General features: G+C 36.2%; 17 protein-coding genes. 1 reads left to right on the top strand and 16 read right to left on the bottom strand.

Translation table 11 applies throughout. The features are described from left to right. Positions 1-2: 2 nt before the first annotated feature. From rseP to pyrH, 13 genes are all read right to left on the bottom strand, one after another. Entirely contained in the window at positions 3-1,139 is a 1,137-nt protein-coding gene (rseP, locus tag HMPREF9013_RS04150) for an RIP metalloprotease RseP (RefSeq protein WP_198002126.1), read from the bottom strand. Next, the gene (gene dxr / locus HMPREF9013_RS04155; protein WP_006627127.1) at positions 1,054-2,205 is read right to left on the bottom strand and encodes a 1-deoxy-D-xylulose-5-phosphate reductoisomerase; all 1,152 of its coding nucleotides are present in this window, start codon (positions 2,203-2,205) and stop codon (positions 1,054-1,056) included. Before dxr ends, rseP begins: the two co-directional genes overlap by 86 nt. Then, entirely contained in the window at positions 2,202-2,996 is a 795-nt protein-coding gene (locus HMPREF9013_RS07220; protein WP_006627128.1) for a phosphatidate cytidylyltransferase, read from the bottom strand. The genes dxr and HMPREF9013_RS07220 overlap by 4 nt, the downstream gene beginning before the upstream one ends. Then, the gene (gene uppS, locus HMPREF9013_RS04165; protein WP_006627129.1) at positions 2,993-3,691 is read right to left on the bottom strand and encodes a polyprenyl diphosphate synthase; all 699 of its coding nucleotides are present in this window, start codon (positions 3,689-3,691) and stop codon (positions 2,993-2,995) included. Before uppS ends, HMPREF9013_RS07220 begins: the two co-directional genes overlap by 4 nt. Positions 3,692-3,915: 224 nt before the next feature. Next, the gene (locus HMPREF9013_RS04170) at positions 3,916-4,125 is read right to left on the bottom strand and encodes a phage replisome organizer N-terminal domain-containing protein (protein ID WP_454995798.1); all 210 of its coding nucleotides are present in this window, start codon (positions 4,123-4,125) and stop codon (positions 3,916-3,918) included. 196 nt (positions 4,126-4,321) lie between these two features. Then, positions 4,322-5,074: a PDDEXK nuclease domain-containing protein gene (locus HMPREF9013_RS04175; protein ID WP_232209566.1), complete on the bottom strand. Its 753-nt coding sequence runs from the start codon at positions 5,072-5,074 to the stop codon at positions 4,322-4,324. A gap of 11 nt (positions 5,075-5,085) precedes the next feature. Then, positions 5,086-5,463, bottom strand: coding sequence for a hypothetical protein (locus HMPREF9013_RS07370; RefSeq protein ID WP_006627131.1), 378 nt, complete (start codon positions 5,461-5,463; stop codon positions 5,086-5,088). Positions 5,464-5,571: 108 nt separating this feature from the next. Further along, positions 5,572-5,820, bottom strand: coding sequence for a hypothetical protein (locus tag HMPREF9013_RS04180; protein WP_006627132.1), 249 nt, complete (start codon positions 5,818-5,820; stop codon positions 5,572-5,574). Positions 5,821-6,194: 374 nt separating this feature from the next. Continuing rightward, on the bottom strand, positions 6,195-6,548 hold the full coding sequence (locus tag HMPREF9013_RS04185; protein ID WP_006627133.1) for a hypothetical protein: 354 nt from the start codon (positions 6,546-6,548) through the stop codon (positions 6,195-6,197). Positions 6,549-6,559: 11 nt separating this feature from the next. Further along, positions 6,560-6,985 carry a major tail protein gene (locus HMPREF9013_RS04190; protein WP_006627134.1) on the bottom strand — a complete coding sequence of 142 codons (426 nt, stop codon included), beginning with the start codon at positions 6,983-6,985 and terminating at the stop codon, positions 6,560-6,562. A gap of 23 nt (positions 6,986-7,008) precedes the next feature. Then, positions 7,009-7,197, bottom strand: a complete 189-nt coding sequence (locus tag HMPREF9013_RS04195; protein WP_006627135.1) for a hypothetical protein — start codon at positions 7,195-7,197, stop codon at positions 7,009-7,011. Between the two features lie 140 nt (positions 7,198-7,337). Then, the gene (gene frr, locus HMPREF9013_RS04200; RefSeq protein WP_006627136.1) at positions 7,338-7,886 is read right to left on the bottom strand and encodes a ribosome recycling factor; all 549 of its coding nucleotides are present in this window, start codon (positions 7,884-7,886) and stop codon (positions 7,338-7,340) included. After that, positions 7,886-8,599 (bottom strand): UMP kinase, encoded by a 714-nt coding sequence (pyrH, locus tag HMPREF9013_RS04205; RefSeq protein ID WP_006627137.1) that lies wholly within the window; start codon positions 8,597-8,599, stop codon positions 7,886-7,888. Before pyrH ends, frr begins: the two co-directional genes overlap by 1 nt. Positions 8,600-8,680: 81 nt before the next feature. On the opposite strand from pyrH, the gene HMPREF9013_RS04210 reads away from it, so the two are divergent. After that, the gene (locus HMPREF9013_RS04210; RefSeq protein ID WP_083793764.1) at positions 8,681-9,535 is read left to right on the top strand and encodes a Ppx/GppA phosphatase family protein; all 855 of its coding nucleotides are present in this window, start codon (positions 8,681-8,683) and stop codon (positions 9,533-9,535) included. A gap of 50 nt (positions 9,536-9,585) precedes the next feature. Here the strand turns inward: HMPREF9013_RS04210 and HMPREF9013_RS07460 are convergent, their stop codons facing one another. The 3 genes from HMPREF9013_RS07460 to rpsB form a co-directional block, all read right to left on the bottom strand. After that, positions 9,586-9,738: a hypothetical protein gene (locus HMPREF9013_RS07460; protein ID WP_156780637.1), complete on the bottom strand. Its 153-nt coding sequence runs from the start codon at positions 9,736-9,738 to the stop codon at positions 9,586-9,588. Between the two features lie 386 nt (positions 9,739-10,124). Beyond that, positions 10,125-11,015: a translation elongation factor Ts gene (gene tsf, locus HMPREF9013_RS04215; RefSeq protein WP_006627139.1), complete on the bottom strand. Its 891-nt coding sequence runs from the start codon at positions 11,013-11,015 to the stop codon at positions 10,125-10,127. A 2-nt stretch (positions 11,016-11,017) separates the two neighbouring features. Further along, on the bottom strand, positions 11,018-11,941 hold the full coding sequence (gene rpsB / locus HMPREF9013_RS04220) for a 30S ribosomal protein S2 (protein ID WP_040333521.1): 924 nt from the start codon (positions 11,939-11,941) through the stop codon (positions 11,018-11,020). Positions 11,942-12,202: the final 261 nt, after the last annotated feature.

Here is a 12,202-nt window from a genome sequence, read left to right on the forward strand (position 1 = left end):
TCCTAATGAAATAACAATCTGGAAATATCATTCCATGTCACAAATATCATCAGTCCAATTAATAGCACCCAACAAGCCAGCATAACCCATAACTTATATTTTTCTTTCAATGGTCGATGAAGAATAGCTTCTATTAAAGTCATGACAATTTGACCACCGTCTAAAACCGGCAATGGCAATAAATTAAAAATACCAACATTCAAACTCAATTGAGCCATTAAGAACAATAGTGGTATAAGGCCCATAGAAGCCGATTGACTTGTTGCTTGGTAAATTCCTACAGGACCAGCTATATTCTTAAGACCAATTCCTTGGAACAAATGAACGATGGTTTTTGCCATCAAACCGGACACTTCTTTGAAAGTCAAAGCCCCATACCACCACATATTCCAAAAATTAACCTTCTTGATTGGTGATGGTTTAGAGCTAATACCAATCAAATACCGCTTTTCTTTCTCATTGTATTTTGGACGAATGGTGAAAGTTTTGCTTTCTCCATTACGTAATACTGTCACCGTATATGCTTCACTCGATTCAAACTTCGGCATTTCGCTAAACAAATATGGTTTCACATGGTTTCCGCTTGGAGAAGCAATGTCTTGAATAATATCTCCACTTTGTAAACCGGCCTCACTAGCAGCTGAATTTTTGAAAACCTCTCCTACAATCGCTTTGGGTTGTTCTTGATAACGCCCTGTAGATACCAAACATATTGAAAATAAAACCCAAGCTAATAAGAAGTTCATGATGACTCCAGCCAACATAACGACGATACGTTGCCATGTCTTTTTTTCTGTTAAATGGCGGCCCTTTGGCACTTCAATATCCGGATAGTTTTCATCATCCTCAGGAGCACCCGCCATGGCCACAAAACCACCAATTGGTAATAAACGAAGAGCATAAGTCGTTTCTTTTTTTCTGACTTTCCAAAATTGCGGGCCCATGCCGATCGCATATTCATAACAATACACTCCAAAAGATTTCGCTGCCAATAAATGCCCAAACTCATGAATAGCAACGATAAACGATAAGACAAGTAAAAAATAATTAAATTCATTGTTTTCTCCATTTTTTTTGACAATAAGAAGTGGCTTCTTGATGTATATGAAACACCTCTTCTTTTGTTGAAATTGTTTCAAACGGAAAGTAATTCAAGCAATCCTGAATACAATTTTCAATATCCAAGAAAGATAACTTTCCTTCTCGAAACGCAAGATTTGCGACTTCATTCGCCGCATTCATTAAAATAGGTTGATTTCCTCTTTTTTCACCAACTTCATAAGCCAATCTCAACAAAGGAAAGCGAACAAAATCTATTTCCTGAAAAGAAAGATTCACCCCTAAAGAAGGATCAAAAGGATAATCCTGTTTTAAATCCCATCGATTCGGATAAGACAAAGCGTATTGAATCGGTAAACGCATGTCAGCAGATCCTAGTTGAGCCATGAAACTATGATCCTGAAATTCCACCATAGAATGTACGATAGATTGAGGATGTAGGACTACTTTAATTTGATCATACGGTAATCCAAAAAGATAGTGGGCTTCTATCACTTCAAATCCTTTATTCATCATAGTTGCTGAATCAACGGTAATTTTCGCTCCCATTTTCCAGTTTGGATGATTAAGGGCTTGTTTTACGCAAACATTCTTTAATTCTTCTCTTGTCAATTCCCGAAAAGATCCACCGGAAGCGGTTATCCACAAATGTTTCACCTCTTTTGGATTTTCCCCTTGCAAACATTGAAAAATAGCCGAATGTTCAGAATCAATAGGATATAGTTTCTTTCCTGTTTTTTCTAAGATACTTTGAATCACTTCCCCGCCAACAACCAAAGATTCTTTATTCGCTAGGGCAACATCATGACCACTTTCTAAAGCATATACGGTTGGATAAAAACCGACAAAGCCGACAAGGGCATTCACCAACACATCATAATCCATTTCACTTAATAACTTTAAACCATCGTCTCCATAAGTGATTTCTAAATGAGGATAATCCTTTTTCAAGGATAAAGCATCTTTTTCTTCTTGTACACAAATCACTTTTAATTCCGGATGATCAGCTATCGCTTTTTGCAAACAAGATAAGCGATGACCAACAGACAAAGCTACTAATTCAAATTCATTTGGATATTGCTTTATAACATCCAATGTTTGCTCACCAATGGATCCTGAAGCCCCTAATAAAACCAACCGTTTCATCCTAAAATTCCTCCGGCAATCAACAAACCGTTCATAATCATTAAACAAAAGACAAGAGAATCAATACGATCCAAAACGCCCCCATGATAAGGAATTAAATGACTGAAATCTTTGATCCCAAAATGACGCTTGACATTAGATAAACTTAAATCTCCAACTTGAGCCACAAATGGTAAAATAAGAGCTACTAAAATCAACCACCATCCTTTAACATCCTGCAAAAAGAACAAGGCATACACATAAGATAAAGTTGTTCCAAAGATATATCCCCCAATAGCCCCTTCCCAAGTTTTCTTAGGACTGATTTTAGGAGCTAATTTGTGCTTACCGAAGAAAAAACCGCAAATATAGGCAAAGCTATCACACATATAGCAAGCTAGAATCACAAACATCATCATTCTTGATCCAAAAGTTCCGGAAGTGGTGTAAATGCTGTGTAAAGCTTCAATCGCCAAACCAACCAATAAGGACATTGAAAAGCTATAAACACTTTTTTCAATGGTATAATTCGGGATAATTAGTGCAAACAAGAAATAAAGGAATAAGAATCCTCCTATCACCATCATTCGAAAGGAAATAGGAGCCATCCCCATCAGTAACATAAAACCAAAATTCACGGAAATGTTCAAGACCACATAGTTTTTATTTCCTAAACACGCTATTTCATAAGCAGAAGCTAGAGCCAATAAAGTCTCCAACGCCAATACATAGTATCCCCCCATTAATAATGGCGGAATCGTTATTATAATAATCACCAACGCCCATGAGGTTTTTCTAATTAAAGTATTCATTCTTTCACACCTCCAAAGCGACGATCCCGATGCACATATTCTTCCATGCAACGTTTCAATACGTCTTCACTAAACTCCGGCCAACTTTCTTGGACAAACATAAATTCCGCATAAGCTAATTGCCATGGTAAGTAGTTAGAAATCCTTTGTTCTCCGCTAGTACGAATCATCAAATCCACCGGTGGTAAATTTTTTGTTAGCAGGTATTCATGAAAATTTTCTATGGTCAGCTCTAAATTTGGATTTTCCCGTAAAGCTTGGGCATACCGTTTCGCTGCAATGACGGTTTCGCTTTGACCTCCGTAATTCATACAAATACTCAAATGAAGACCTGCATTTCTCTTCGATTCTTCCTCCGCTTCTAATAACACCTGCTTCGTACTTTTAGGTAATGGATCTAATTCACCAATGATTTCCATACGAAAACCTCGATCAATAAATTCCTTCATGTACTTCTTGAAGAAAATAGCCGGTAATTTCATAATATAGCTCACTTCATCTTGGCTTCTTTTCCAATTTTCAGTTGAAAATGCATAGAGAGTCAAGTGTTTTACTCCTAATTGATCTGCAGCAATGGATATCGTTCGCACATTTTCAGCACCAGCCAAATGCCCTGCTGTCCGGATTTTCCCTTGTGCCTTCGCCCAACGACCATTGCCATCCATAATGATAGCGATATGATTGATTGATTTCATAGAATTCTCCATACTACCTACTATTCTACCTTTTTCATCTCTCAATTGAAATATAATCCTACAACTAGACACCAGCTAAAAATCTATTGTTCATTGATCATCTTAAGGCAAGTGCATTCTTTTCCATAGTGCCTGTCAATGGGAAGACATAGGTATACCTGACTTTTTTATCAGATCAATTCGTCAAAATAATCATCTGCCATATACAAAATGTTATCGGGTAATTAGTCTATCAATTCCAACTCCAAAAAGATTTTTATTGCCCTCTCCACAGTACCTACTTGATGGCGTGTTATGGTGGCAATCATTTCAGTTGTATACGGAATGGTATCTCTAAATATCAGCTTGCCGTTATTTTTAAGGCTCATCAGATACAGCTTTAGTAGAATATTGGAATACATAATTCCGTCTTTCATACTCTCAAGTAAAGTTATGGCTTCACAAAGTTATGGTTTCACTTGTAAAGAAATCTTCCTTTAGCTTGAGATAATAGTATTTTTTGTTATCACTCATTTTTTCCTCCTTGCAACAAAAAAGAGAAGCAGATTATTATTCCACTTCTCCAATCATTCATAAATTATTTTGGTTTCTATAATTGTGCAATGCCCGTTGCACGATTTTCAATTAACTTTATTTTTCCTTGTAATTCCTTAAAACTCTTTCGACCTGTTCTTCTAACTCTTCTCTATCAGGAATATATAGCGTGTACTTAGAAGCAAATATCTTATTGGACAAACTGCCAAGTGCATATTCTGCCTGTATACTGTCCTTATCAGTACAAAGGATAATTCCAATCGGCTCATTATCCGTATCGTCATTAACTTCTGTCTTGTAGTAGTTAAGATACATATTGATTTGTCCGACTGATTCCAGCATTAGCTTTCCTGTTTTTAGCTCAATCAAAACATAGCTCTTAAGTATCTTGTTGTAAAATACCATATCAACATAATAATGGGTATTCCCAAGTGTTACTCTTTGTTGTGAACCTACATACATAAAGCCCTTGCCAAGTTCAAGCAAGAATTTTTCAATATGAGTTATTAGGGCTTTTTCTAAATCACTTTCCATAATTGGCTTTTCTTCTGGTATTCCTAAAAACTCAAATACATAAGGATCTTTTACAACATCACTTGCCTTATTTATTTCATTTCCCTTTAAGGCTAACTCTAATACCTTTTCTTTATTTTCATCTCCCGATGAAAGTAACAGTCTTTCAAAAAGTGATGTTTTTATTTGCCTCTTTAGCTCTCTTACAGACCAATTCGCATTGATAGTTTCTTTTTCATAAAAACTTCTTTTCTTCTCATCGCTTATGGAAAGTAATTCACAGTAGTGAGACCAGCTTAATTTTCCAGACAGTGTCTGGAAAATCGGAAAACTCAAATAGAAATTTCTCATATTAAACAAAATGGTACTTTTTTTGCCTCTTCTTGAAGTGACTTTAGGTTATTTTCTGTTTTGATGATTTCTCTTTGAAAAGCATCATACTTGTCTTGACCAAGTTCTCCATTTTCAAGCTGTATTTTTGCTTGTTTATCTGCCTCCTTTAAGGCATCTAGCTTACTACTTGTTTCAGCGATTTCCTTTTGTAGTAGCTGCTGTTTTTGAGCAAGTAGCTTGGCATTGGAAGGATCAAGTTTAAGAAGCCTATTTACATCACAAAGCTGTGACTGCGTATTTTTTATTGTAGAGTTTACACCTTTTAATGCTTTATCGAAACCGGTAGTATCTCCACCAATTTCAACCGTAATACCTTTAATTCTATTGGTCACTTTAAGCTCTCCTTCCTACAAATGGGCATAAAAAAAGCCCAGATTTCTCTGAGCACAAAAAAGCACCAACCATTTATGATTGATGCTTTCTTCGTTCACTATTAATGATTAATCGAAATCATACGGATTGCTATAACACATCCAATCAAGCGGATACATAACTCCATTTTCGGCTTCAAACTTCGCCTGTTGCTTAGCTTGTCGTTTCGCATCTTGTTTACAAAATACCTTTTTAGTCATTTTATCATTTGACTTCCTGGCAGTGTAAGCTTTGTTATTTGGATTATTTTGATTTGCATAATCATTAAGTTGTTGTTGAGTATGTGTCTTTCCAGATACTCTGTTTTTCTTTGCCATGAACGTTTCTCCTTTCTCCTTGACTCCGTACATCTGATTACGCACGAGATAGCGGACACCGTGTCACCTTCTTAGCTGAACTCATTAAAATGAGTTATCTCTGCATTTAACCAATACTCAAGGTTGGAGAACAATTTTTACAAGTTTTCTGTAAAAATTATTGTATATATTATATCATTAACAACTTCACATTTCAATAATATTAGAACCTGTCAAACTCAGCTTGTCCTGCAACCTTGCTGTACTTTGCCCCATCATTTGATTTCTCAGTCCAAATATCAAGTACCATACCTATGGTTAGTAAATCCAGTTCAGAAATGTTTATCCCTATTTCCACGCATCTAAGTAGAAATAGGGCCGTTGTCATTTCCCTGCTATTCTTTGGAAGTTTTTTTAGACTGAACCTCCGTTTCTAGGTTTGCCCCCCAAAGTTCAAGTATTTCAGGTAGTATTTCGTAGATTGAAAACATCTCAAACTGGTCTAGCCAATCATCAATGTTACCCGGAATACTCCTATCTGCATGGTAAGCCATGATACAGGCTACATTTTCAAATATCTCAAGGTCATCAATTTCAAAAGACCCCTCGCTTGCTTTGAAAGTTTTTTCTAACTTTGATAGGTCTTTGAATATATCTCTCTTAAATTTAATTCTATATAGTCTTGGTATCGTAGCAGATGAACGAAACTTTACATCAACCTCTCCTACTCTTACTGTTTTTTCTAGCATACAAATCCTCCTTAATGTCCTGTAGGTTTAGGTGTTTCACCTTTAGCCTGTGGTACATACACATTCTTATACCAATTAGCATAAGTATCTGCTGATGTGGTATCTCCAGTTCTTGATTTTACAAGACCGTCTTCTCTTGGATCTGCTGTAAGCGATAGTGTTTCTGTTCCAGGTTCAATCATATCTTCTTTGGTTTCTGATTCAATAGATGGTCTTGATGCAGAACAGTTATATAGAACATGTCTAATTGCATTGACATCACCATCAAATTCAAATAACAGTGCAAACTTTTCTGTTTCAGATACATTTGCCTTTTCTACAAGCACACCATTTCTATCAAGTTCTTCTTTTAGAATTTCTGTTCTAAACCACTCGGGGATAAGTGCAATCTCTAAATCCCCGCTATATCCGTTATTAGCAGTTGATCTAAAATACACAATTTTGTTGTGTCATTCCGTCTTTACTTAGCCTTAAATTGATTAATGTCACTAAAATTAGCCAACATCCAGTTTTTCAATTCATCTAGTGATTCAACACTATCATCCAAATTTAAATGTTCTGTCTTCGCAAATTCACCTACAAAATAAGTCATTTTAAAATCAATGAAAAATATCCATTCTTGAAAATTTTCCTGTGTATAATGACTCATTATGCACTCTTTTTCCTAGTTCACTTCATAGTTTGATTAATTACATCATTTCTAAAATGACTTTTTCTTTTCATTTCCTTAGCACTTTACTTTTACTTTATCAATAAAAAAGCCAGAGTCTATTCATCTCCAGCTCTTCTTTAAACCTTTAAAACTTCCGCCTCTTTTGCCTTTGCTTGTTCATCAATCTTCTTGACATACTTATCCGTCAATTTCTGAATTTCATTCTCCATATCCTTTTGCATGTCTTCATCCATTTCCTTGTCCTTTTTCACAACATTCATGGCATCACGACGAATATTTCGAATTTGGATTTTTGATTCTTCTGCAATTTGGCCAACTTTTTTAGACATTTCTTTACGTGTCTCACCGGTTAACTGAGGAACCGTTAACCGAATGACAGTTCCATCATTTTGAGGTGCCATACCTAAATTAGCTTCATTACAAGCTCTTTCAATCTCTTTTAATGAAGAGGGATCATAGGGTTTGATCACGATAGTACGACCTTCTGATACGGAAATACCCGCAATCTGATTTAATGGTGTTGGGGTTCCATAGTAATCCGCTTCTACACGATCCATCAATTTAGCATTCGCCATACCGGTGCGAACTGTATTCAATTCTGATTGAAGATGATCCATAACCTTATCCATCTTCATGCTGCAACTATCAATGATTGGGTATGCCATTATTTATCCTCCTTTGTAATACTGGTACCAATTTTTTCTCCACTCATGGCTTTTACAATATTGCCTTTTTCGTTCATGTTAAAGACAACTAACTCAATATGATTATCTTTGCACATGCTTGTGGCGGTTGAATCCATCACTTGTAAATTCTTATTCAACAAGTCCATATAACTCAAATGGTCAAACCTGGTGGCAGACTCATCCTTCTTAGGATCAGCACTATACACACCATCCACACCATTTTTAGCCATCAAGATCACATCTGCTTTAATTTCTGAAGCTCTTAAAGCGGCCGTTGTATCGGTTGAAAAGAAGGGAGATCCCGTCCCACCACCAAAAATAACCACTCTTCCTTTTTCCAAATGGCGAATCGCTCTTCTTTGAATGAAAGGCTCCGCTACCTTTTGCATCTCAATAGATGTCATCACACGAGTATCCACACCAATGTCCTCTAAACGAGATTGAATGGCTAAGGCATTGATCACCGTCGCTAACATGCCCATGTTATCACCTTGAACACGATCGAAACCGTTTTCTGCAACAACCTTACCCCGAATGAAATTACCACCACCAACGACAATCGCAATTTCTATTCCTTTATCATGAGCTTCTCGAATCTCCTCAGCCAACTGGCTTAGAATGTTCGAATCAAAGTTTCTTTCTGAACCTGCTAAAGCTTCACCACTTAGTTTTAATAAAACACGTTTGTACATGTTGCCTCCATTTTTTATCATTATACTATAAATTTCTTCCGGTTTGAGATACCATAGTTAAAGAAATGACAAAGAGGAGAAATGATGTTTCCAATTGCTATCATTGACTTAGGTTCCAACACCATTGTATTAGAAGTATATAATCAAAAAAAAGAAACCATTTATCATGAATCTGTACCGGCACATTTGATTCAATACGTCGATTCTAACCGTTTGATGAGTCAAAAAGGATTAAGTATTGCCTATGATACCATTGCTTACTTTAAAGAATATCTACATAACCATCAAATCCAACATGTCCATATTGTGATTACAGAACCGGCACGTATTCAAAATCAATCAGCTTTGTTATCAGAATTGATGTCATTCAGCTATCCTATCTATCCTTTAAAAGGAGAAGAGGAAGCCTATTACGATAGCTTAGCCATTGAAGCCAATCATCCGGATTTAAAAGAATGGTTTGCCTTTGATATTGGTGGTGGTTCAACAGAATTAATTCATCAAACCGGCCAAAAAAAAGAGCTGTATTCTATCCCTTTGGGTTGCGTTCGTTTAGCAAATGAACCTTATTCTTTAGAACAACTGGCATCCATTCTCAGAAAAACAACTAATCTTAACCCTAATTTATTATTTCATAAAGCCACTGTTTTAGGCATTGGTGGAACCATTCGAGCCATTGGTCAAGTTCTTCAACCCCATATCATTTCTCCGCTTTTAAAAGCAACTGATATTCAGTCTTTCTACCAACATCTTCTTACAAATCATTTTGAAACAAGAAGACTTATCCAACAATATGTTCCTGAAAGTCGTCAACCCTTGATTCTACCAGGATTGAAAATGATTTTATCTTTAATCCATCATTTTCAAATCTCTGAAATTCAAGTCAGTCAAGAAGGCATTAGACAAGGTTTCTTACATAGTCTTTTAAAACAATAAGTTCTCTGCAACTCATCTAAAAAAGTTAAAATTTCCTATATACGATGACTCTATCCTGTTATCTTCCAATCAAGCAATTGATCGCTCGTATCTCCTTTCACTTTCATTACCTTAATCTTCCCATGTTTCTTAAAATAAGAGACTAAAGAATTTTCAAAGATTTTTTCTTTACCGATATATTTAAACTCTATTTTATGATTCACTTTCCATTAATGGAAATGGTATTGCCTCTGTACTGATGGAAGATTATTACATGGAAGGAAAGTACGTTTCAAAAAATGATTTGCAAGCCAAAATGTACTACGAAATCAGGATGTAGCAGAAATATGCCCCCACATTTTCAAATTTGGCCATCATATATGCAAATGGATACGGTGTAAAAAAAGATTTGATCAAGAGTAAAGAATTACAAAAATTAAAAAAGACAAATTTCATTCTTGATTTTATCGTATGAAATTCATCTATATATCTAAGAAAAAATACCGAAAGGATCCTATTTATAGAACCTCTCGGTATTTTGCATTTTTAGAAATAATAAACTTAAAAGATTACCTTATCAACAAATGATTAAAAACTAAGTTGATTATTCTTAATTTTTAGCCATTGCTGCCACTTCAGCCGCAAAGTCATCTTCCTTCTTTTCAATGCCTTCACCAACAGCATACTTCACCATTTGTGTCACTTCAGCATGATTTTCTTTCAAGAAATCCTTCACCTTTAAATTTGTATCTAAGAAGTATTCTTGATCTACTAAACACATATCTTGCAAAGACTTCGATAAACGACCTTCTAAGATACCGGCTTTCACTTTTTCAGGCTTATTAGCTAAGGATTCGTCATTATTTAATAATTGAACTTGAATCTCACGTTCATGATCCACGATTTCCTTTGGCATATAATCACGAGAAATATAACTTGGATTCATAGAAGCCACTTGCATCGCAATATTCTTCGCTACTTGAGCATCATCTGTGCCTTTCACTACAACAACCGATACAATACGACCACCTTGGTGCGTATACGAACCGAAGATTTCATCATCCGCCTTTTCAAGCAATTCAAAGCGACGTAAAGTAATATTCTCCCCAATGGTTGCAACTGCATTTACGATCGTATCCTTCAAATGGCCATCAGCCGTAGCCAATTCTAAAGCTTCTTCATTTACCTTAGCTTGGCTATGTAAAATGGTATTAGCTACTGTATCCAGTAATGTTAAGAATTGTTCATTCTTAGCAACGAAATCTGTTTCTGAGTTCACCTCAACCGCAATTGCCTTATTGCCTTCTATAACCACCTTAGCTAAGCCTTCAGCCGCAATACGACCTGACTTTTTCTGAGCCTTGGCAATACCACGTTCACGTAACCAGTCAATCGCCGCTTGAACATCGCCATTCGTTTCTGTTAAAGCATTTTTACAATCGAGCATCCCTGCTCCAGTTAATTCACGTAATTCCTTTACTTGAGCTGCAGTAATGGCCATGATTAGTTTTCCTCCTTAGGAGCTTCTACCTTCTTTTCTCCTTCAGCTACCGGACGAACACCGTCTCTTTTAAACACACGACGTTCACCATTTTGGCGACGACTGGCCATTTGAGCACGACGTTCTTCCATCTTTTGCCTTCTCTTCTTTTCGTATTCAGCCGCTTGACGATCTACTTCGACAATAACATCTTTCATGGTAATATCCACTTCTGCCTCATCTTCTTGGTGAGCTACTTCTAAGACACCGCCCTTAGCTTCCACCAAAGCATCTGCAATAGCTGAAACCATTAATTTAACAGAACGCAAAGCATCATCATTGGATGGAATTGGATAGTCAACCATATCAGGGTCCGCGTTTGTATCGATCAACGCAAACACAGGAATACCCAATTTACGAGCTTCTGCAACCGCATTGTGTTCTTCCAATGGATCAACAACAAAAATCGCATCCGGTAATTTCTTCATTTCCTTGATACCGCCAAGAAAATTTTCTAAACGATCTTTCTTTTTAAGAAGAAGAGCTTGTTCTTTCTTTTTATAGACATTAATCGCACCGGTAGCTTCCATTTCTTCAATTTCCAACAACTTCTTAATTGACTTTTGAATCGTACGGAAGTTCGTTAACGTACCACCCAACCATCTTTGATTAATATAAAAGCTTCCTGAACGTAGGGCTTCTTCTAAAATCGTTGCTTGAGCTTGCTTCTTAGTACCGACGAATAGAACTTTTCCACCATCTTCCGCAATCTTCTTTAAAGCTTCATAAGCTTCATCCAACTTTTCTTGTGTTTTAGCCAAATCAATGATATACACATGATTTTTAGCTGTATAGATGAATGGTTTCATTTTTGGATTCCATTTTCTTGTTTGGTGACCAAAATGAACGCCATTCTCTAACATTTTCTTCATTGAAACAACAGTCATTTTTAATTTACCTCGCTTTCCGTTGTTATCCTCCACAGTTTCCAACATCATCAACACTTACGTGCACGGGATCATGAATCCACTGTGTGTGAAGTACACCTTAAAAACATAAGATGCCAGTAAAAAGGATACCATAGAAACACCCGTTTGCCAATCAGGATTACTTTAATTTCCAAATGCTGTTTATTTCTTTTAACCATGATTCTTGATTGTAACTAAAAAGTGACCGCTTGCCTAAGGCAACCGATCACGTTCTATTCT

It is taken from the genome of Bulleidia extructa W1219 (assembly GCF_000177375.1).
GTDB classification, from domain to species: domain Bacteria; phylum Bacillota_I; class Bacilli_A; order Erysipelotrichales; family Erysipelotrichaceae; genus Bulleidia; species Bulleidia extructa.